Raw genomic sequence first — 20,206 nt, forward strand, 5'->3', positions numbered from 1 at the left:
GTCTCCCGAACCATTCTGCATCACATGCCCATTCGAGGGCACGCCTGCAAGTGCAGCCTATTCCTCGCCCACAGGCGTCGCTGCCACGGCCGGAATCCGCTTCTGCCGCTCCCGCGCCATCACCACCAGCCCCGCCGCCACGATAACAGCTGCGCCGATCAGCGAGATCGGATCGATCCACTGCCCGAAAACCACGATGCTGAGCACAATGGCCCAGGGCAGCGAGAAATAGTTGAACGGCTGCAGCACGCTGGCCGGCGCCATGGTCAGCGCATAGACCATCAGGCCATGCCCCGCGCAGGTCGTGAGCATGGTCACGACAACAAGCGCAAAATCCGTCCAGGGCATGGGCTGCCAGAAGAAGATGCCAACCCCGCTCGACATCACCAGCCCCACCAGCGCGCCATAAGCCAGGCTGGTCGCCGCACTATCGCTGGCCGAAACCTGCCGCGTCAGGACAATGTAAAGCGCATAGGAGGCAGCCGAAGCAATCGCAAAGGCCACGCCCCATTCCAGCGGCACGCCACCCGGCCGAAGAATAATAAGCGCCCCCAACAGCCCCGCCCCCACCGCCGCAAAACGGAAAATGCCGACCTTCTCGCCCAGAATGGGAATCGCAAAAACCGTCACCATCAGCGGATAGACAATGACGATGGCCTGCAACTCTCCCAGCGCCACCGTCTGCAGCGCAATGGCGAAGCACCAGATGTCGATCATCAGCAACACGCCGCGCAGGATCTGCCGCTTCGGCATTTTCGAGCGCAGCGCCTCGCGCAGCGGCCCCTGCCGCATCACGATAACAAGCGCGAAGACCGCAAAGCCCCAATAGCGCATCATCGTGATCTGGAACGGCGAATGCTCCTGCACCAGGAGCTTGGCGACCGCATCCTGAACGCCGAATACCGCGATAGTGGTGAGGGTGAGCGCGATCGCGCGGCCCAGATTATCCGCGCGTGGTTCAAGGGGGAGGACATGGTCACCGGAGGGAAGAGTGTGGCGCCTCGCAAATATCGGCCTCGCGGGGCGCCGGAACGCTAGCGCAGGAGAGAAGCCAAGTCGACCTTCGGCTCCAGATGAGCCGAAAGTGCCTTCGGCCTCAGCTCTTGGCCGTTGCGGACTTGATGATGCCGGCGATTGCCGTCAGCACGCCACCGCCGACCAGACCGGTCGCGCCCTGTCCTGCCAGTGCACCAAAATCCAGGCCTCCCGTGCCGGCGGCTGCACCCACCAGCGAGTCGAGACCCGGAATCATGCCGGCCAGCCATGTGCCGGCAAGGCCCCCGATTGCACCAACAATAGAATTGCCGGTGGTCCCGAGGTTGAGGTTCTTCGCCAATTGTCCGATGACATTGCCGCCAGCACCGCCAGCGATCAATTGCACCAATAAAGGCACTATGACTTCCATGGTAGTCCCCCTCTTTTTCACGGAAGCTCCAACCTCCGTGTATGAGGACGTTAACTCTCCTCGCGGTGCAGGGAAAGCACAAAGCTACTGCCGGGTTCTGTCATTCAGTTTGAGATAATTGAGCCCGAAGAAGCCTTTGCGCCTCGCTCACCATCGCCACGCCCCGATTGAAGGAAGCGGCCAATCCGGCCTATTGTCCGCCCGATGTCCGAAACGCCCCGAATCTTTCCGAACCGCCCCGGCACAGCCCTCGTCACCGGCGCCAGCACCCGCATCGGCGCCGCCATCGCACGCGCTCTCTCTGGGGCAGGCCATGCCGTCATCATCCACTACCGCTCCGACGAAACCGGCGCGCGTGATCTCGCCACCGAAATCACCGCCCAAGGCGGCCGCGCCGCCACCGTCAAAGCCGATCTTGCCAGCCGCACCGACCGGGCCGGCCTTGTCGCCAAGGCCCAAAAGCCCTTCGGCCCGCTGACCATCCTCGTCAACAATGCCTCGGTCTTTCACCCAGACAGTATCAGTGATGTGAACGAGGCTCTCTGGGACGAGCACTTTGCCATCCACGCCGAAGCCCCCATATTTCTCTCGCGCGACTTTGCCGCGCAGCTTCCCGACGGCGTGGAGGGAAACATCATCAACATGATCGACGAGCGGGTTCTCAAACCCAGCCCGGCCTATTTCAGCTACACCCTCTCAAAATCCGTGCTCTGGACCGCCACCCAGACCATGGCCCAGTCCCTCGCGCCCGCCATTCGCGTCAACGCCATCGGCCCCGGCCCCGTCCTGCCACACAATGGCCAGAGCGAAGAGGATTTTGAGAACAGCGTCAAAACCCTGCCCCTCAAGCGCCATGCCGATCCCGAAGCCATCGCGCAGGGCGTTCTCGCCATTCTCTCCATGCCCGCCTTTACCGGCCAGATGCTCGCCCTCGATGGCGGCAAGCACCTCGATTACCCGAGCCGCCGCGGCCCCACGCCCCGAAAATGACTGATACCGACACGACTCCCGCCCCCATTCCCGCCGGCCCCGAAGTCATCAAGAACTTCGTCCGCACCCTGCCCTCGGCGCCGGGCGTCTATCGCATGCTCGATGAAAACGGCGAGGTCATCTATGTCGGCAAGGCGCGCTCGCTAAAGTCGCGCGTCACCAATTACACCCGCCCCGAAGGCCTCTCTGTGCGCATCCAGCGCATGATCATGGCCACCGTCTCGATGGAGTTCGTGCGCACCGAGACCGAAGCCGAGGCGCTCCTCCTCGAAGCCAATCTCATCAAGCGCCTGAAGCCGCGCTTCAACGTCCTCCTCCGCGACGACAAGAGCTTTCCCTACATCCTGATCGCCACCGATCACGAGGCCCCCGAACTCACCAAGCACCGCGGCTCCCGCCGCCGCCCAGGCCACTACTTTGGGCCTTTCGCCTCCGCAGTCGCCGTCAGCCGCACCATTGCCAGCCTCCAGAAGGCCTTCCTGCTGCGCAACTGCTCCGATAGCTTTTACGCCGCCAGAACAAGGCCTTGCCTGCAATTTCAAATCAAGCGCTGCGCCGCGCCCTGCACGCGCGAGATCAGCCTCGAAGCCTATGGCGAACTGGTCGAAGACGCGCGCCTCTTCCTCACCGGCAAATCCCAGACTGTCAGGGACCACCTGCAAACGGACATGGCCAGCGCCGCCGAAAACCTCGATTTCGAGCGCGCGGCCCTGCTCCGCGACCGCCTCTCCGCACTCGCCCACATCCAGTCCCAGGGCGACGCCACCGCCAAATCCGTTGAAGAAGCTGACGTCTTTGCCATCCACCACGAAGGCGGCCAGTTCTGCGTGCAGGTCTTCTTCTTCCGCGCCTTCCAGAATTGGGGCAACCACGCCTTCCGTCCCAAGGCCGACGACTCGCTCTCGGACGCCGAAGTGCTCGAAGCCTTCATTGGCCAGTTCTACGAAGACCGCACCCCGCCGCGTCTCGTGCTCCTCAGCCACGAAATGTCAGAGCCGGACGTCCTCGAAGAAGCCCTGCGCACCCGCGCCGGCTACAAGGTTCGCGTCGAAACACCCCAGCGCGGCGAAAAGCGCGACCTCGTCAACCATGCGCTCCAAAACGCCCGCGAAGCCCTCGGCCGCCAGCTCGCCGAAGGCGCCTCCCACCGAGCGCTCCTCGAAGGCGTCGGCGAAATCTTCGGCTTGGAGGAAACCCCGCGCCGCATCGAAGTTTACGACAACTCCCATATCTCCGGCACCAATGCCGTGGGCGGCATGATCGTCGCCGGCGAGGAAGGCTTTTCCAAAAAGCACTACCGGACCTTCAATATCAAATCGACCGACATCACCCCCGGCGACGACTTTGGCATGATGCGCGAAGTCCTCACCCGCCGCTTCACCCGCCTCGCTGCCGAAAGTGAAACGGACGCCGAAGACGAGCAGACCGGCATGCCCGATTGGCCCGACGTGGTCTTCATCGACGGCGGCGCCGGCCAGCTCAATGCGGTCAAGGAAGTCATCGCCGAACTGAACCTGCCCAAGGAGGTCACCTTCATCGGCATCGCCAAGGGCGAAGAGCGCGACGCGGGCCGCGAAAAGTTCTTCATGGAAGGCAAGGACGCCTTCATGCTCCCCCACCGCGACCCGGTCCTCTACTACGTCCAGCGCCTCCGCGACGAAGCCCACCGCTTCGCCATCGGCACCCACCGCGCAAGACGCAAGAAAGACGTGGTGAAAAACCCCCTCGACGAGATCGAAGGCATTGGCCCCACCAGAAAGCGCGCCCTCCTCAACCATTTTGGCTCCGCCAAGGCCGTCGCAAGGGCGAGCCTCATGGACCTCGAATCCGTCCCGAGCATTTCCAAAGCCATGGCCCAACTGGTCTACGACCACTTCAATCGGACCTGACATACGCATAACCTCGGTGACAAAACCCCAGTAGACCTCACCCTGAGGCGCGAAGCGTAGCGTAGCCTCGAAGGGCGAGGGCGTGCCCCTGTCGAAATCCCCCACCCCCACTCGTCGCACCAGCAACCCACTCCGGAGCGTCCGATGAAATTCCTCACCATGGTCACCACCCTCAACCCCGCCGAAGCCGGTTCCCCTCCGGCCTCCCTCATGCAGGCCATCGCCCAGCTCGGCATGGAGGCCGGCGCCCGCATGACCGAAAATGGCGGCATGTCCCACACCGCGACCGTGACTATCCGCAAGGGCGCCCTCACCACCGACGGCCCCTTCGCCGAAGCCAAGGAAGTCGTCGGCGGCTTCGCCGTTTATGAACTTCCCTCCGAAGCCGAAGCCCTCGCCTGGACCGAGCGTTTCATGGACCTCCACCGCCAGCATTGGCCCGCGTGGGACGGCGAAGTCGTCATCCGCCAGCTCCACTATTTCGATCCATCGCCCTGCGCCGCCGAATGATGTGATCGGCGGGAGGCCCGTTCACCGGCAACCTCCCCCGCCTCCACCCGTTCGTCTCCCAGCCCCTTCAAGGAGACGAACCATGACCGAAGAGAACAACAACATCCTCCCGCCCGGCGAAGCCCTCGACCGCATCTGGGAGCTGGCCGAAAAGATCGACATCTGCATGCTGACCACCTGGGACGGCAAACAGCAGCGCAGCCGTCCCATGTCTGCCCGCGTCCATCGCGAGGAAAACGCCATCTACTTCCTCACCGATCTCGAAGGCCACAAGCTCACCGAGATCGAGCACTTTCCGCACGTCTCCCTCGCCTGGGCCGACAATGGCGGCCACAAATACGTTGTCATCGCCGGCGAGGCCGAAGCGCTGAACGACCGCGCCAAAATCGCCGATCTCTGGGAGAGCTTCGACAAGGCCTGGTGGGACGATGCGAGCGATCCGCAGATCCGCCTCCTCCGCGTGACCCCGGAAGATGGCGAGGTCTGGGACAGCCCCAACATGCTCGTCGCCACCGCAAAAATGCTGGTCGCTGCCGCCACCGGCGCCAAGCCCAATATGGGCGACACCGCCAAGGTGCGCATGTAGCGCCCTTTCGGCCCGCGGCTCTCTCCGCGGGCCCAATACTTCTATCCCCTTCCCACGCCCCGAGAATCGGTTAGCTTGCCCTGCCTCTGGGGAGGGGAAACATGGCTATCATCGCGGCATCAGGCGTCGAAAAAATCTTCCGCCAGCCCAAGCGCCAGGCCGGTTTCGGCGGCGCCATTCGCGGCCTCTTCTCGCAAGAATTCACCGAAGTCCGCGCCGTCGACGGTATCTCCTTCGAGATTCAGCCCGGTGAAGCCGTCGGCTATCTCGGCCCCAATGGCGCCGGCAAATCCACCATGATCAAGATGATGACCGGCATCCTGGTCCCCACGACCGGCACGGTGGAAGTCCTCGGTCGCGAGCCCCACAGCCACCGCATCACCAATGCCGCCGAAATCGGCGTCGTCTTCGGCCAGCGCAGCCAGCTTTGGTGGGACCTGCCCGTGCGCGACAGTTTCGATCTCAATCGCCACATCTACGACATCCCGGCCCCGCGCTTCGCCGACAACCTCGCGCGCCTCACCACCATGCTCGACATGGCGGGCTATATCGACCGCCCGGTCCGCCAGCTCAGCCTCGGCCAGCGCATGCGCGCCGAAATCGCCATGGCGCTGCTGCACGACCCCAAAATCCTCTTCCTCGACGAACCCACCATCGGCCTCGATGTCGTCGCCAAGGATGTGGTCCGAAAGTTCCTCGCAGACGTCAATCGCAACAGCGGCACCACGATCATCCTCACCACCCACGACCTCGTGGACATCGAGGAAATCTGCCCGCGCCTCATCATGGTCGACGATGGCAAATTGCTCTTCGACGGCGAACTAAACCGCCTGCGCACCGCCCTCGGCTCCCGCCGCCGCCTGAAGCTCGAATTCGGCACCGATCCCGGCCCCATCACGCTCAAGACGGCTCAACTCGTCACCGACGAAGGCCTCGCCAAACATTTCCTGCTCGAAAGCGAGCAGACCTCCATCCTCGATGTCCTCACCGAGCTCGGCTCAGTCCACGACCTCACCGACATAAAGCTCGAAGAGCCCGACATCGAGGAAGTGATCCGCACCTTCTACCAGAACAAGCTGACATCAGCCGGAGCCCGGCCATGAGGGCCGCCGCGTACCCCGCCTTCGCACTCACGGCCTTCCAGTCCCGCCTAGTCTATCGCAACCAGGTCTGGGCCAGCGCCTTCGGCGATCTCGTCAGCATTTTTGCCCGCGTCGCCATCTGGACCGCCCTTTTTGCGGGCGCGAGCCAGGTCGATGGCATCACCCTGCCCGAGATGGTCACCTATTCCCTCCTCGCCGGCCCCCTGCTCTATTGGGAATATTCGCGCGTCCTCTACGACGTCGGCGACGCCGTGCGCACCGGCGACGTGGCGGTCTTCCTCCTGAAGCCGCTGCACTACCCGTCCTATCTACTCAGCACCCATTTCGGCCATTTCGCCTTCGAATGCGTCGCCATCGTCCTGCCGGTGGGCCTCATCGTCGGCTTCACCGTCGGTCTCCTGCCTCCCGCCAGCCCTTTCCACGGCCTGATGTTCTTCGCCTATTGGGCCGTGTCCTGGCTGATCCTCTTCACCCTCGCCTGCCTCTGCGGCCTCCTCGCCTTCTGGCTCCTCACCGCCTTTTCCCTCGAATGGTTCCTCATGGCGATCATGTCGCTCTTCTCCGGCGCCATCATCCCCCTCTGGTTCCTGCCCGCACCGCTCGCCACCGCCTTCGGCTACATGCCCTTCGCCTGGATCAGCTACTACCCATCCGCCGTCTATCTCGGAAAACTCGACGTCGCCGCCACCTGGGCTCATCTCGGCATCGGCCTCGTGTGGCTCGCCGTCCTGACCGCCGCCGTGCTCGCGCTCTGGGCCAAGGCGCGTCACCGCCTCATCGTGCAGGGAGGTTGAAATGCCCCGCTCCCTCGCCGTCGTCCCCCATCTTGTCCGCATGTATGTGCGCACCCGCATGGAATATCGCGGCGCCATGCTGCTCGCCTGGTTCGCCCAAGCCCTGAGCTACGCCGCCACCTATACGGCCATCGCCCTCCTGCTCCTCCGCTTCGGCAATCTCGGCGGCTGGGACTGGAGCGAAATGGCCCTCCTGCTCTCCTTCCACCTCCTCGCCTATTCCATCGGCGCCTCCCTCAGCTTCACCCAGTTCCGCAATATCGAGGAACAAGTTCGGCTGGGCACCTTCGATGCCGTGCTCATCAAGCCCGTCAGTCCCTGGGTCTACCTCGTCTTCTCCGGCCTCAATATCGGCTATGCCGGCCACATCATCCTCGCCGTCGGCCTCATGGCATGGGCCGTCACCCAGGTCGCCGTCGATTGGTCCGTGCTCACAGCGCTCTATTTCCTCGCCAGCCTCATCAGCGCCGCCATGGTCACCGCCGCCATCATGACCATGATCGGCGCCACGGCCCTCGTCTGGGTACGCTCAAAACACCTGTTCTCGATCTTCTTCGGCTTCTGGGAATTGGCGCGCTATCCGCTCAATATCTTCCCGGTGCCCCTGCAAATCCTTATGCTGACCGTGGCCCCGCTCGGCTTCCTCGCCTTCGTCCCGGTCGCCGTCACCCTTGGCAAACCAGTCCCCCTCCTCGGCGATTGGGCCCTCTTCGGCTCCCTCGCCGCCGGCCCTTTGGCAGTCACCCTCGGCGCCCTCCACTGGCGCCACTGCATCCGCAACTACCAGGGCGCAGGCGGTTAGTTGTCCCTCCGCCTACCCCATTCCATCGTCATTGCCGGGCTTGTCCCGGCAATCCATCTCACCTCCGCATGGACCACCGGGACAAGCCCGGTGGTGACGATAGAAATAAGGTAGAAGATCGACACTGACCCCTCCTAAAGTCGGGACTCGACAACCCTCGACCTCCTCCGCTAGCTTCCACGCCATGATCAACGCAGCGACCTTTTTTTGGTATTTTAGCTATCCGCTCCCGGCGGAGGCTATTGCGCGCGCGTTCTGATCCCGACACGACCAGACCCAAATCGCAAGCCAGCCGCCCGACTTTCGAGGCGGCTTTTTTGTTGGCCCCTCGACCAAAATCTCCGAGGACCACCAAATGCTCAAATCCACCGACGACCTTCGCATCACCGAAATCAAGCCGCTGACCACGCCCATCGAGGTCATGCGCCAGCACCCGCGCACCGATGCCGCCACCCGCACCGTCATCGCCGCCCGCCACGATTTCCATAACATCCTCACCGGCCAGGACGATCGCCTGGCCGTCATCGTCGGCCCCTGCTCCATCCACGATCCCAAGGCGGCCATGGACTACGCCAACCGCCTCGTCGCCCTGCGCGAAACCCTCGGCGACCGTCTCGAAATCATCATGCGCGTCTACTTCGAGAAGCCCCGCACCACCGTGGGCTGGAAGGGTCTGATCAACGACCCCGATCTCGACGGCAGCTTCAACATCACCCAGGGCCTCCACACCGCCCGCACCCTGCTGCTCGACATCGCCAATCTCGGCCTCCCCGCCGCCTGCGAATTCCTCGACATGACGACACCGCAATACATTGCCGACCTCGTCTCCTGGGCCGCCATCGGCGCCCGCACCACCGAGTCGCAGATCCACCGCGAACTGGCCTCCGGTCTTTCCTGCCCCGTCGGCTTCAAGAACGGCACCGATGGCAACGTCAAGATCGCCCTAGACGCCGTCCTCTCCGCTAGCCACCCGCACCATTTCCTCGCCGTCACCAAGGGCGGCCGCTCGGCAATCGCCGCGACGACGGGCAATGAAGATTGCCACATCATCCTCCGCGGCGGCAAAACCACCAATTACGACGCCGCAAGCGTCGAAGCCGCAGCCCAGGCCGCGATCAAATCCGGCCTCAACCCGGCCATCATGATCGACGCCAGCCACGCCAATTCCTCGAAAAACCCGGAAAACCAGCCGCTGGTCCTCGCCGATATCGGCACCCAGCTCGCCGCCGGCGACAAGCGCATCATCGGCGTCATGATCGAATCCAACCTCGTCGCCGGCCGCCAGGACCTCGTCCCCGGCCAAGAACTAACCTATGGCCAGTCCATCACCGACGGCTGCATTGATTGGGACACGACGGTCACCACCCTCAACGCCCTGGCCGAATCCGTCGAAAAGCGCCGCGCCGCCACCAATCAGGCAGTAGCGTAACGCCCAGCACATCGATCTATCCACACCCACCGCATCATTCCCGCGAAAGCGGGAATCGCATTCGCGCCAAGGAGAGATTCCCGCTTTCGCGGGAATGACGCGGTGCGAGGGGACGTATCAAGGGGGCACCAGCAAGAGCGAAGCCCACTCTTGACCCCCGCCCCCATTCCTGTTCTGTCCCCCCATGGCCAGAAACCCACTCACGCTCGTCCCGAATATCATCACCATCGCCCGCATCGCGGCGATCATCCCAATCGTCTATCTGGTGATGGACGGCGACCTGACCATGCGCATCATCGCCCTGGTTCTCTACGTCGTGGCCGCCGCCAGCGATTGGGTCGATGGCTTCCTCGCCCGCGCCTGGAATCAGTATTCCGACCTCGGCCGCATGCTCGACCCCATCGCCGACAAGCTCCTCGTCGGCATCCTCATCGCGGCCCTCGCCTGGGACGGCAGCTTTTCCGGCTGGGACATGATCCCCGTCAGCGCCATCCTTTTCCGCGAATTCTTCATCTCGGGCCTGCGCGAATTCCTCGGCAACACCGCCGTGGTCCTTCCCGTCAGCCAGCTCGCCAAGTGGAAAACCACCATCCAGCTCGTCGCTTTGGCCGTGGTCCTCGTCGAACCCCTCATCCCCGGCCTGCGCCTCATCTCCGACCTGATCCTCTGGGCCGCCGGCGCCATCACCCTCTGGACCGGCTGGAACTACCTGCGCGCCTCCTGGCCGCACCTTTCCGGCACGACTGCGAAATGAAAATCCTCTACTTCGCCTGGCTCCGCGAGCGCCTCAACCGCGCCAGCGACGAGGTGTCTCCACCTGCCGAAGTCAAAACCCTGGCCGACCTCATCATCTGGCTCCGCGCCAATGATGAAGCCCTCGATCTCGCCATGGCGAACCCAAAACAGTTCAAGCTCTCGAAAAACGCCCGCATCGTCGCCTGGGAAACCCCCATCGCCGATGCCGACACCATAGCCATCCTGCCCCCCATGACCGGTGGCTAACCCACGGTGTCATTCCCGCGAAAGCGGGAATCCCTGTTTGAGCTCGAGATCCCCGCTTTCGCGGGGATGACGTGGTGATAGTTTGAAAGCCAGAAGGGCCGGACGAGCGGAACGAAATGATCATCATCTCAAATTCCCCCTTCGACCCCGGCACCCTCCTTACCGAGTTCCAAGCCAACCACCCCGAAGCCGGCGCCGCCGTGACCTTCACCGGCATGGTCCGCTCCACCCCGGACCACCCGATCACCGCCCTCATCCTCGAATGCTACCCCGAGCTCGCCCAAAACGAGATCGCCACCATTCGCGACGCCGCCATCGCCCGCTTCAACCTGATCGACGCCGCGGTCCTCCACCGCTACGGCCGCCTGGTCCCCGGCGAACCGATCATGCAGGTCATCACCCTCGCCTCCCACCGCCAAGCCGCCTTCGACGGCGCCCAATACCTGATGGACTACCTGAAAACCGACGCCCCCTTCTGGAAGCAGGAAGAGACGGCAACGGGTACTGAATGGGTAGAGGCCAAGGCGGCAGACGACAACGCCAGGGATCGCTGGAGCAAGTAGCCCCCTCACCCGTCTTGCGCCATGCGCGATCCACCCTCTCCCCAAGAGGGAGAGGGACGGGCATCCAGCTTGCAAAAGCCACCGGCCCATTCTTCTCCCCCTCGGGGAGAAGGTGGCGCATCGCGCCGGATGAGGGGGATGCCCCAGCACGCTCAAAAACAAAAAAAGCCGGGCATCGCTGCCCGGCCTCTCAAAACTCAATTCAGCGAAAATTACTCCGCCGCCGCCCGCTTCGGCTGCACTGCCGCCGAATACGCATCAATCAGCGTCCGGCAACCTTCGCCCGGGGTAAATTTGTAGTCCCCGATCAGCGAAACCGGCGTCACTTCCGCCGCGGTACCCGTCAGGAAGCACTCGTCAAACTGGCTCAGTTCTTCCGGCATGATATGCCGTTCGGTCACCGTAAAGCCGTTCTCCTTGGCCAGCGCGATCAGCGTCTGCCGGGTGATGCCGTTAAGGAAGCAATCCGGTGTCGGCGTCGTGATGTCCTTGCCCTTGATGAAGAACACGTTGGCGCCCGTGGCTTCAGCCACATAGCCGCGATAGTCCAGCATCAGCGCATCGGCAAAGCCGTTCGCCATGGCATGGTCCTTGGAGAGCGTGCAGATCATATAAAGCCCCGCAGCCTTGGCCGAAGACGGAATGGTCTCCGGGCTCGGGCGCTTCCACTTGCTCCACTCGAGACGGATTCCCTTGAGCTTCTCCTCGACCGAGAAATAGCTCGGCCAGACCCAGGCGGCGATCGCCACATGCACCTTGTTGTTGCGCGCCGGCACAGACAGCTCTTCCGAGCCGCGCCAGGCCACAGGCCGCACATAGGCATCGACCAGCCCGTTCTTGTCGAGCACGAGGCGCTTGGCAGCCTCGATCTCGTCGACCGAATAGGGGAAGGGCATGTCGAGAGTCGCGGCCGAACGGATCAGGCGTTCAGTGTGCTCGCGCGACTTGAAGATTTCGCCGCCATAGGCGCGTTCGCCTTCAAATACCGAGCTGGCATAGTGAAGCCCGTGCGTCAGTACGTGAATCTTCGCGTCCTTCCACGGTTTGAGTTCGCCGTCGAACCAAATCCAGCCATCGCGCTGGTCCATGGGCACGCCTGCCATGATCCTCTCCAGAGTCTTCGTTTTTGCCGTTTGCTCGCGAAACGGACGTTCCCTTGATCATGCCCCAAGGGCCATGCCCTTGGCAAACCTGAATGTCTTTGGGATAAGACGGAACGCCTGTGCGATGGAGAGACAATGGCAGAGAGCCAAAAAAATGTCAACAAGGCTGACATAAATTCTGCAAAACCCGCAGAAGCCGGGCTGCCGCTCGACATCATGGGCCTTTTCTTCTTTGCCTATCGAGACTTCACCGGCGATGCCGATGCCCTGCTCGAACGCCAGGGTTTTGGCCGTGCCCACCATCGCGTGCTTTATTTCGTCAACCTGCGCCCCGGCATGCCGGTCGCCGACCTTCTCGACATTTTGAAGATCACCAAGCAGAGCCTCGCCCGCGTGCTCCGCCAGCTGATCGACAACGGCTATATCGAGCAAAAGACCGGCCATTCCGACCGCCGCCAGCGCCTGCTCTTTGCCACCGACAAAGGCCGCAGCCTCTTCGCCACCCTTTCGGCCACGCAAGCCAGCCGCATCGAAGACGCCATCGCCGCCCTGCCCCCCGAAGGCGCACGGATGGTTCGACAATTCCTCGTCGGCATGGTCGAGCCTTCCGACCATTCGGTGCTCGACCGACTCAACCTCACCGTCAATCTCTGAGGCCTTTGGCCCCACCAAAGTCTCACCACGCCTCGAATGTCACCCCGGCGCAGGCCGGGGCCCATCCCAAGATCTCGAAATAGAACCGGCCTGCGCCTGGCCACCACCGAGCCCCACCACAAAATAGGCTTGTGCCACAATAACTTGTCCGGCACTCTGGAATCAGTTCGGCAACCTTCGGGAGCGGCAGATTCTTAGTCTGGTTCAGTATCTGTCCGAAGCCCAGCGCCTGGAACAACAGGGTGAACTGGTCGAAGCCATCTGGTGCTACGAAACCATCCTGCGCGATCCTCTGGTCAAGGACGACACACCGACCCTGCAGGCCGCCGGTCTTGGCCTCGGCCTCCTGCTGATCACCGAAGCCCGCCACAGCGACGATCCGCGACGCGTCGATCGCCTCGTCAATCGCGCCATCACCGCGCTTGCAACAGCCAGCCAATCCGACCCGACCGAACCCACGCTCGGTCTCGCCCTGGCCGAAGCCTACATCCTGCGCTTCCAGCTTTCAGGCCAGACGCAAGACCTCCTCGCCGCCAATATCCAGCTGGATAGATTGGCCGAGATAGAAGCACCCCGCTCGAACAGATACGCTCGCTCCGCTCGCTTCTCACCGGCTCGCGCTAAAGCAGGTCATCCTTTGAGTGAAGCGAAGTCTAGCGCAGGGCCTACGCATCCACCGGCTGTCACCCGGCGAAGGCCGGTGCCCATCTCGAGATCTCAGGTTGGGCCCCAGCCTTCGCCGGGTGACAACCGAGTGTTGGATGTCTCAGATAGAGCGTGAAGTGGTTAGTACGACCAGTTCTAGCCCTGCCCCAGCTCCACGCTGCGCTTCCGCGCAGCCGCAACCGCGCGATCCATCAGCGGCGTCAGGCCATCTTCGCCCATCAACACATTCAGCGCTGCCGCCGTCGTGCCATTGGGCGACGTCACATTCTGCCGCAGCACACTTGCCGGCGCCGCATCGGCCTCCAGCAGCGCCGCCGAGCCAATGACGGTCTGCCGCGCCAGCACCATGGCCACATGCTCATCCAGCCCCTGCGCCACGCCCGCCGCGGCCAATGCCTCGACCAGATTGAACACATAGGCCGGGCCCGAGCCCGAAACGGCCGTCACGGCATCCAGATCGCCTTCCTGATCGAACCAGACGACCAGCCCTGCAGCCGACAGCAAAGCCTCGGCCGCCGACCGTCCATCCTGATCGACACCGCTTCCAGCGACGACACCCGTCACACCCTTGCCGATCTGGGCCGGCGTATTGGGCATGCTGCGCACCACCCGATCCGTCCCCGTGCCCTTGGCCAGCCGCGCCAGCGAAATCCCGGCGGCAATAGACACCACCAGCGTCTGCGGCCCGATCACCGGCACGAGGCTCGCCATCACCTCGTCGATCACCTGCGGCTTCACCGCAAGCACCAGCACATTGGGCAGAAGCCCCACGGCGTGATCATAAATCTTCAAATCATATTCAGCCGCGAAGGCCTTGGTCTCTTCGCTTGGCCGCGGTTCCACCAGCACCAGATTGGTCGGCGGCAACCCCGCTTCCAGCCAGCCCGTCGCCAAAGCCATACCCATCTTGCCGGCACCTACCAGCATAACGGGTCCGATCGAGCGCAGATTCGCCATCACGCTTCTCCCACGGTTTCGAACATCACATGGCTAAGTGCATCCGCCGCCGATTTGCCTGCCCAGACGACGAACTGGAAAGCCTGATAATAGAGATCACAGCTATCGCTGGCCGAACGCAAGAGCGCTTCGCATTGCTGGGGCGACACATCGGCGCCACCAGTAAGCAGGTGCGAATTGCGGAAGAGCACGACGCCTTCCTTGTTCCAGATGTCGAAGTGGCCGATCCAGAGCTGCTCGTTGATCATACTGATCAACTGCCTGATTTCCGCGCGCCGCCCATCGGGCACCTTGAGGTCAAAGGCACACGCCACATGGAGGCTTTCGAGATCCTCCATCCAGTTGAACGACACATGATAGTCGCTCCAGCCGCCGCGCACCGAAATCGAGATTTCGTCCGCGTCCTGGCGCTCAAAATTCCAGTCATTGATCGATGCGATATGCTCGACCAGGTCCACCGGATGGGACACGCGATCGGGCTCGTGGGCAATCAAGGACATTGGCCGTTTCCATGCTGGCTTGGCGCGACTGTCGAGTGCATCGATATGTGACGCACCGTGAATGCGGACCGTCTCTCGCGCCTCCTCCAGCGCTCGAATCGTCCACAATGGAAAGGGTACACTGCGTTACTGATTCAGGGAGTGCGGCTGATCCCGGAGAGGGCAATCTCTTGTGGATGACAGTAACGACTTGTTAACCAGCAGGCGCCAGCGAGCACCTAGCCCAGACTCTCGGGCCCCGCCCATCCATGCCGGATCGACTCGCCCCAGCCGGGAAATCCATTGGCCTCGGCCAGCTTTGCGGCCGCCTCCGTATCATAGGGCACGGCAATCAGCGCCGTCTGCCAGCCACGACGCCCCTTCTCGACGATCCCATAATGCGCATCGGGCGAACCACGCACCAATTGCATCCCCACCGAACCGGGATTGGCGATCAACCGTCCATCAGTCAGCCGCAGCGTCCGCGCAATATGGGTATGGCCACAAAGAATAACCGCGCTGTCGATCCCCTCGGCATGCCCTGCCACTTCCTCCTCGGAAGGCAGCGTCGTCGTGCGCCCATCATAGAAATTATCGAGCCAGGGCATCTCGTCGTCATCGGGCGTTCCGTGACAAACGAAAACCTCTTCGCCCACCTTTGCCGTCGCCGGCAGTGCCGCGAGCCAATCCAGCTGCCCCGCCGACAGCTGCGCCCTGGCAAAGCGGTCCACCGCCCCTGCCCCACACAGCGCAGTATCCACCGTCCAGCGGTCATGATTGCCGCGAATGGCCACGGCATTGAGCCCCATCAGCCGCTCCGCCGCCCCGGTCGGGTCAATCGGCCCGCTAACATGATCACCGAGCAGCACGATGGTATCGACATGCTCGCCGGCAATATGCTCAAGCACGGCGTCCAGCGCCGGCGCATTGCCATGCACGTCTGAAATGACCGCGAGGCGCAAAGCTTACGCGGACTTTTCGGCCTTGAGAGCAGCCAATTCCTTGCGCAGCGCGTCGATCTCTTCGCCCTGCACCTGCACCAGCTCGCGCAGCGCGTCAAAATCCTCGCGCTTCACCAGTTCCATATCGGCCACGATGCGCTGGGCCTGCGATTTGGCAACGGTTTCCACTTCCCGGCGCACGCCATCGGCAACGCCCGCAGCCTCGTTCATGATCCGGCCAAGGCCATCGAAAATCCGGTTGCTGCTCTGGGTCATGGCTTTTCCAACTCTCGGGTTGCGCGTGTTGCCCCTATGTAAGCCAGCCCCGTCCGCTTGACCAGTGCGGTGAGAGGCCGCGGAACGCAGCCCCCTACTTCCCGGCCGCCGTGGCAGCGTCGGCAATCAGCTTGATATATTGCGGATATCCCCACTTCAGCGACAGAGCACTCGGCGGCGAAACCGAATTGATGAGTTCCGCCCCCACGACCCGCGCCACCGCCCCCTTGGCCACCTGCGGCGCCAGCGCAATCACCGAATTGCCGAAAAAGGCCGCATCGGTTTCCGGAGTCTCGAAATAGGTCACCAGCACATCGCTCGCCAGCCGATCGAGATTTTCAAAGCTCAGCATAAAATAGAGGTCCTGCCCCTGCGCCAGTTCGTCCACGCTGGGCGCTGAAGTCAGCCCGGCATTGACCAGAAACTGCACGCGCGAGTCGAGGTCCCCATAAACATTGATCTCGCCATTCCACTCAGCGATGGCGGCAAAACTCGTGCCCTTGAGCTGCGGATACTTCGCCGTCTCGTCGGCAATGAACTGCTCAAGCTCAGCCACCAGCGCCTCCGCCTCGGCCTTCTTGCCGATAGCCTCGCCGGTAATGGTGATCGTATCCTGCCACGACGTATCCCAGACCGTCTCGGGAAACGCTACCACCGGCGCAATCCCGCTCAGCACGTCATACTGTTCCTGCGTCAGCCCCGAATAGACCGCCAGGATCAGGTCCGGCTGCAGCGCCGCAATCGCCTCGACCGGCGGCTCGCCACCAGCCGGCAAAATGGTCGGAAACTCCGCCCCAAGCGCCGCCACCGCCTCCTTGGTCCAGCGCAGCGCGCCGTTCTCGTCGCCACCATAGCTGAAATGCGGAATACCCACCGGCACTTCCCCCAGCGCAATGACCGCGTCCTGCGTTGACCAGCCCCAGGTCACGATGCGCTGCGGCTTTTCGGGAATGACGCTCTCACCATAGGCGTGCTGGACGGTAACGGGGAAAGATTGTGCCTGCACGGCAACGACCATGCCCAGGCTGATGACGGCTGACACGATGAGGGAGCGGAGCGACATGGATCACCTTCTCGACAGATGCCCTTTCATACAAAAGGTGATTATTGATGTCATGTATAAAATGATGCGATCGCCTCGCGCCTTTCGGTCGGCCCAAAACACCGACAACCTCACAAAACCGCCAAACATCAGTAAGACCGCCACCACATTGCCGGGCAACAATTGTTGTAATACTGTTTTGTTGCTTGTTTTGTTTTCACAAGGAAATTCAAGGGGGCGTAATGAAAAGTAGATTCGTAGCGGCCTTGGCCGCTTCTTTTATATCGATAGGTGCCGCACAGGGTGCCGACTTGATCCTCGTAGACCCACCACCGCTGGTCATCCCCGATGCCGGTTTCGATTGGTCGGGCTTCTATGCCGGCCTCAACGCCGGCTATATCGGCGGCGAGGCCAAGTCCGTCGGCGCGACAACTGGCGTCACCACCAATGTTCCGGTCTCCGGTGGCCTGATCGGCGGCACCCTGGGCTTCAACGCGCAGTTTGATCGGATCGTCCTTGGCCTCGAAGGCGACCTCGCCTGGAGCGGCGCAACCGGCACGGCAGTCTGCGTCGCGGACCCGGCCTACAATTGCCAGGGCCAACTCGATTGGCTGGGCACGATCAAGGGTCGAGCCGGCTTCGCCGTAGACAGGGTATTGTTCTTCGGCACCGCCGGTTTCGCCGCCGGCAATACAAAGGCCAATGTCACCCCTGCTGCACCAGCCATAACAAATACCTTTACGGGCACAATGGCCGGCTGGACGGTCGGCGCCGGCGTCGAAGCCTTCGTCACTGACGCCTTCACCGTCAAGGCGGAATATAGCTATGTCAGCCTGGGCGGCCTGCAGGCACCCGTCGGCACGCTATCCGGCGCGCAGGCATCCAACCTGAGCGCGTCAACCCACGTCATCCGTCTCGGCGTGAACTACCACTTCTAGCGATCATCAGCCGGCTCCACCGGAACCGAGAATAGAGGCGTGAAAACACGCTTTCGGCGAAAAACGCCGTCATCTATTCCGAAGGCTGCCCCTGCTTTCGGGATACAACGACAAGGCAATGCGCCCTAGCGGGTCACAGCATCCCCGCCCTCGGCAACGCCGATCTTTTCCAGCACGCGATCCATCGGTTCGAACCGGGTCCAGAACTGCACTGGAATCTTCACCTCGGCCCCGAGCGACCCACTCTCCTCGAACCATGTCTGGGTATAGTTGGCATCGCTCAGCTGCAGCCCGCCATTGACGGTCCAGCTCCCGGCATAAAGCCCGGAGAGCTCCGTCAGCGTCTCCGTCGCCACATCGGGACGCGCCCGCGTCATGGCATCCACCCACAGCTGCGGATCAGCCGCAAAATCTCGCGCCGCCAGCGTCAGCCCCTCCAGCACCGCATCGACCTCGTCACCGCGATCCTGCAACACCCCGGCCGAAACGACATTGACCTTGGTCAGCACCGGCGCCGAGCGATAAAACTCCTCTGCATCAACGAGGATTTCGAGGCCCGCGCGCTCCGGCATGGCCAGGAACACGCCGATTGACATGGTCGTGGCGTCCACCCGCCCCTGCTGCAAAGCCTGCGCCCGCACCGCCGGATCGCCCAGCGGCACATAGGTCATCTCCTCGATCTTGGTACCCCGGCTCTGCAACACCAGCCGCGACAGCGTATAGTCGAGGCTGTTTTCCCGCCCGACCCCAAAGGTCCCGCTGCTCAAACTCTCGAAGCCAACGCCCTCCCGAGCCGCGATGATGTAGGGAATGGCCTTGTCGGTCGAACCAACCGCCACAAGGCTCTTGTCGCCCCGCGCATAAAGCCCCAGCAGCGCCTCCACCGAAATATTGGCCATCTCCCCGCCGCCGGTCAGCAGCGCCGTGATCGCCATCGGCGTCTGCGCCGCCGGCACCAGCTCCACCTCAACCCCGGCCCGCTCGAAATAGCCCTCGCTCAGCGCCAGATGCAGCACCGAATTGGGCACCAGCGGCACCTCGGTCGACGTCACGATGATCCGGAACGGCGCCGCCGCCACCTGTCCCACAGACAGAACCGCGACCATCAGAGCAACAGCAACCTGGGTAAGTCTCATAAGAAAGCTCCAACAAAATCAGGGTATCGCAAAGCGCCGCTCCAAACGCCGCAACACGGCCGCCGTAACACCGCCGATAACCATCGCCGTCAGCACGGTGACGAAATAGCGAGGCATGTTGAACGAAGCGCCGTATCCGACGAGCAATCCACCGAGTCCCGTCATCGCCGTGTAGATTTCCGCAATGATACAAGCCGTCAGCGCCTGCGCCGCCCCAAGCCGTAACCCGGCAATCATCTGCGGCAGAACCTGCGGCCACACAACCCGCACCTGCGCCTGCAGGCGCGACGCGCCAAGCCCCATGGCCGCCTCTTCATCGCCCTTGCCGACCCCCTCGAACGCTGCCTGCGCCGTCGTCGTGATAACGATGAAGGCGGCGAGCAGCACCACGACGATCTTGGCCGAAGGCCCCAACCCCAGCAGCGCCACGAACAGCGGCATGAAGGCGATGATCGGAATATTGGCGAAGAAGTCGAGAATGACCTTCATCACCCGCCCGAGCAGCGGCACCCGCCCCATCAGACCGGCCATGCTCCAGCCCAGCACCAGAGCCAGTCCGAGCCCGGAATAGTAGATCTGCACCGTGCTGCCGACGGCGTTGAAATAATCCCGGCGCGGGTCCTGCATCATCTTGAACAGGGCGTTGGCCGTTTCCCCGATGGAGGGAATAATGGCCTCAGGATACTGCCCCGCCAGCCATTCCCAGAACACCAGCAGCGCCACGATGAGGCCAAGAACGATCCAGATCTCCGCGCGCACGCCCTTCAGCCAGTCGCCCGTCTCCTGCCAGGCTTCCACCAGTTCCCGCGCGCTCCCGCGCAGTCCGCCGCGCTCCGGCGCATTGTCACGGTCGGTCTGGGAGCGGGTGTCTTCGTTTGCCAAGGCGAGCCATTTCTTGCCGCGAAGCGCGGACAGTGTCTGTCGCCCCTCCCAGGCAACAA

At 62.8% G+C, this 20,206-nt stretch carries 25 protein-coding genes; 14 read left to right on the forward strand and 11 right to left on the reverse strand.

What is annotated here, in order from left to right:
* Positions 1-57: 57 nt before the first annotated feature.
* Positions 58-942: a DMT family transporter gene (locus NVV77_RS09775; RefSeq protein WP_367178613.1), complete on the reverse strand. Its 885-nt coding sequence runs from the start codon at positions 940-942 to the stop codon at positions 58-60.
* Between NVV77_RS09775 and NVV77_RS09780 the strand changes: the two genes are divergently transcribed.
* Positions 856-1,038: a hypothetical protein gene (locus NVV77_RS09780; protein ID WP_295412544.1), complete on the forward strand. Its 183-nt coding sequence runs from the start codon at positions 856-858 to the stop codon at positions 1,036-1,038. The genes NVV77_RS09775 and NVV77_RS09780 overlap by 87 nt on opposite strands.
* Positions 1,039-1,096: 58 nt before the next feature.
* On the opposite strand, the gene NVV77_RS09785 is transcribed toward NVV77_RS09780, so the two are convergent.
* On the reverse strand, positions 1,097-1,405 hold the full coding sequence (locus NVV77_RS09785) for a hypothetical protein (RefSeq protein ID WP_295412546.1): 309 nt from the start codon (positions 1,403-1,405) through the stop codon (positions 1,097-1,099).
* A gap of 204 nt (positions 1,406-1,609) precedes the next feature.
* On the opposite strand from NVV77_RS09785, the gene NVV77_RS09790 reads away from it, so the two are divergent.
* From NVV77_RS09790 to NVV77_RS09840, 11 genes are all read left to right on the forward strand, one after another.
* Entirely contained in the window at positions 1,610-2,395 is a 786-nt protein-coding gene (locus tag NVV77_RS09790; RefSeq protein ID WP_295412548.1) for an SDR family oxidoreductase, read from the forward strand.
* Positions 2,392-4,284: an excinuclease ABC subunit UvrC gene (gene uvrC / locus NVV77_RS09795; RefSeq protein ID WP_295412549.1), complete on the forward strand. Its 1,893-nt coding sequence runs from the start codon at positions 2,392-2,394 to the stop codon at positions 4,282-4,284. Before NVV77_RS09790 ends, uvrC begins: the two co-directional genes overlap by 4 nt.
* 144 nt (positions 4,285-4,428) lie before the next feature.
* A complete protein-coding gene (locus tag NVV77_RS09800; protein WP_295412550.1) occupies positions 4,429-4,794 on the forward strand; it encodes a YciI family protein in 366 nt (121 codons plus the stop codon).
* Between the two features lie 82 nt (positions 4,795-4,876).
* A complete protein-coding gene (locus NVV77_RS09805; RefSeq protein ID WP_295412552.1) occupies positions 4,877-5,380 on the forward strand; it encodes a pyridoxamine 5'-phosphate oxidase family protein in 504 nt (167 codons plus the stop codon).
* 101 nt (positions 5,381-5,481) lie between these two features.
* Positions 5,482-6,483: an ATP-binding cassette domain-containing protein gene (locus tag NVV77_RS09810; protein WP_295412553.1), complete on the forward strand. Its 1,002-nt coding sequence runs from the start codon at positions 5,482-5,484 to the stop codon at positions 6,481-6,483.
* Positions 6,480-7,277, forward strand: a complete 798-nt coding sequence (locus NVV77_RS09815) for an ABC-2 family transporter protein (RefSeq protein WP_295412554.1) — start codon at positions 6,480-6,482, stop codon at positions 7,275-7,277. Before NVV77_RS09810 ends, NVV77_RS09815 begins: the two co-directional genes overlap by 4 nt.
* A 1-nt stretch (position 7,278) precedes the next feature.
* Positions 7,279-8,079, forward strand: a complete 801-nt coding sequence (locus NVV77_RS09820) for an ABC-2 family transporter protein (protein WP_295412555.1) — start codon at positions 7,279-7,281, stop codon at positions 8,077-8,079.
* Between the two features lie 355 nt (positions 8,080-8,434).
* Entirely contained in the window at positions 8,435-9,508 is a 1,074-nt protein-coding gene (locus NVV77_RS09825; protein WP_295412556.1) for a 3-deoxy-7-phosphoheptulonate synthase, read from the forward strand.
* 184 nt (positions 9,509-9,692) lie between these two features.
* Entirely contained in the window at positions 9,693-10,262 is a 570-nt protein-coding gene (gene pgsA / locus NVV77_RS09830) for a CDP-diacylglycerol--glycerol-3-phosphate 3-phosphatidyltransferase (protein WP_295412557.1), read from the forward strand.
* The gene (locus tag NVV77_RS09835) at positions 10,259-10,510 is read left to right on the forward strand and encodes a MoaD/ThiS family protein (RefSeq protein WP_295412559.1); all 252 of its coding nucleotides are present in this window, start codon (positions 10,259-10,261) and stop codon (positions 10,508-10,510) included. The genes pgsA and NVV77_RS09835 overlap by 4 nt, the downstream gene beginning before the upstream one ends.
* A gap of 116 nt (positions 10,511-10,626) precedes the next feature.
* Positions 10,627-11,073 (forward strand): molybdenum cofactor biosynthesis protein MoaE, encoded by a 447-nt coding sequence (locus NVV77_RS09840; protein ID WP_295412561.1) that lies wholly within the window; start codon positions 10,627-10,629, stop codon positions 11,071-11,073.
* 212 nt (positions 11,074-11,285) lie between these two features.
* Here NVV77_RS09840 and NVV77_RS09845 read toward each other — a convergent pair whose 3' ends face one another.
* Positions 11,286-12,176 (reverse strand): branched-chain amino acid aminotransferase, encoded by an 891-nt coding sequence (locus tag NVV77_RS09845; protein WP_291416570.1) that lies wholly within the window; start codon positions 12,174-12,176, stop codon positions 11,286-11,288.
* 216 nt (positions 12,177-12,392) lie between these two features.
* Between NVV77_RS09845 and NVV77_RS09850 the strand changes: the two genes are divergently transcribed.
* Entirely contained in the window at positions 12,393-12,830 is a 438-nt protein-coding gene (locus NVV77_RS09850) for a MarR family transcriptional regulator (protein ID WP_295412609.1), read from the forward strand.
* Positions 12,831-12,852: 22 nt separating this feature from the next.
* On the opposite strand, the gene NVV77_RS09855 is transcribed toward NVV77_RS09850, so the two are convergent.
* The 6 genes from NVV77_RS09855 to NVV77_RS09880 all read right to left on the reverse strand — a co-directional run bounded on the left by NVV77_RS09855 (position 12,853) and on the right by NVV77_RS09880 (position 17,212).
* Complete coding sequence (locus NVV77_RS09855) at positions 12,853-13,269, reverse strand: hypothetical protein (RefSeq protein WP_295412563.1); 417 nt, start codon at positions 13,267-13,269, stop codon at positions 12,853-12,855.
* 362 nt (positions 13,270-13,631) lie between these two features.
* Positions 13,632-14,453, reverse strand: coding sequence for a pyrroline-5-carboxylate reductase (proC, locus tag NVV77_RS09860; protein ID WP_295412565.1), 822 nt, complete (start codon positions 14,451-14,453; stop codon positions 13,632-13,634).
* Positions 14,453-14,953 (reverse strand): YbjN domain-containing protein, encoded by a 501-nt coding sequence (locus NVV77_RS09865; protein WP_295412566.1) that lies wholly within the window; start codon positions 14,951-14,953, stop codon positions 14,453-14,455. The genes proC and NVV77_RS09865 overlap by 1 nt, the downstream gene beginning before the upstream one ends.
* A 218-nt stretch (positions 14,954-15,171) precedes the next feature.
* Entirely contained in the window at positions 15,172-15,894 is a 723-nt protein-coding gene (locus tag NVV77_RS09870; protein WP_295412568.1) for a metallophosphoesterase family protein, read from the reverse strand.
* 3 nt (positions 15,895-15,897) lie between these two features.
* Positions 15,898-16,149 (reverse strand): accessory factor UbiK family protein, encoded by a 252-nt coding sequence (locus NVV77_RS09875; RefSeq protein WP_295412569.1) that lies wholly within the window; start codon positions 16,147-16,149, stop codon positions 15,898-15,900.
* A gap of 94 nt (positions 16,150-16,243) precedes the next feature.
* Entirely contained in the window at positions 16,244-17,212 is a 969-nt protein-coding gene (locus NVV77_RS09880) for an iron-siderophore ABC transporter substrate-binding protein (RefSeq protein ID WP_295412571.1), read from the reverse strand.
* A gap of 221 nt (positions 17,213-17,433) precedes the next feature.
* Here NVV77_RS09880 and NVV77_RS09885 point away from each other — a divergent pair, with 221 nt between their 5' ends.
* Complete coding sequence (locus NVV77_RS09885) at positions 17,434-18,129, forward strand: outer membrane protein (protein WP_295412572.1); 696 nt, start codon at positions 17,434-17,436, stop codon at positions 18,127-18,129.
* Positions 18,130-18,254: 125 nt separating this feature from the next.
* Here the strand turns inward: NVV77_RS09885 and NVV77_RS09890 are convergent, their stop codons facing one another.
* Complete coding sequence (locus NVV77_RS09890) at positions 18,255-19,265, reverse strand: ABC transporter substrate-binding protein (RefSeq protein ID WP_295412574.1); 1,011 nt, start codon at positions 19,263-19,265, stop codon at positions 18,255-18,257.
* A gap of 18 nt (positions 19,266-19,283) precedes the next feature.
* On the reverse strand, positions 19,284-20,147 hold the full coding sequence (locus tag NVV77_RS09895) for an ABC transporter permease (RefSeq protein WP_295412576.1): 864 nt from the start codon (positions 20,145-20,147) through the stop codon (positions 19,284-19,286).
* Positions 20,148-20,206 lie beyond the last annotated feature (59 nt).

Source organism: Devosia sp., from assembly GCF_024707125.1.
Lineage (GTDB): Bacteria > Pseudomonadota > Alphaproteobacteria > Rhizobiales > Devosiaceae > Devosia.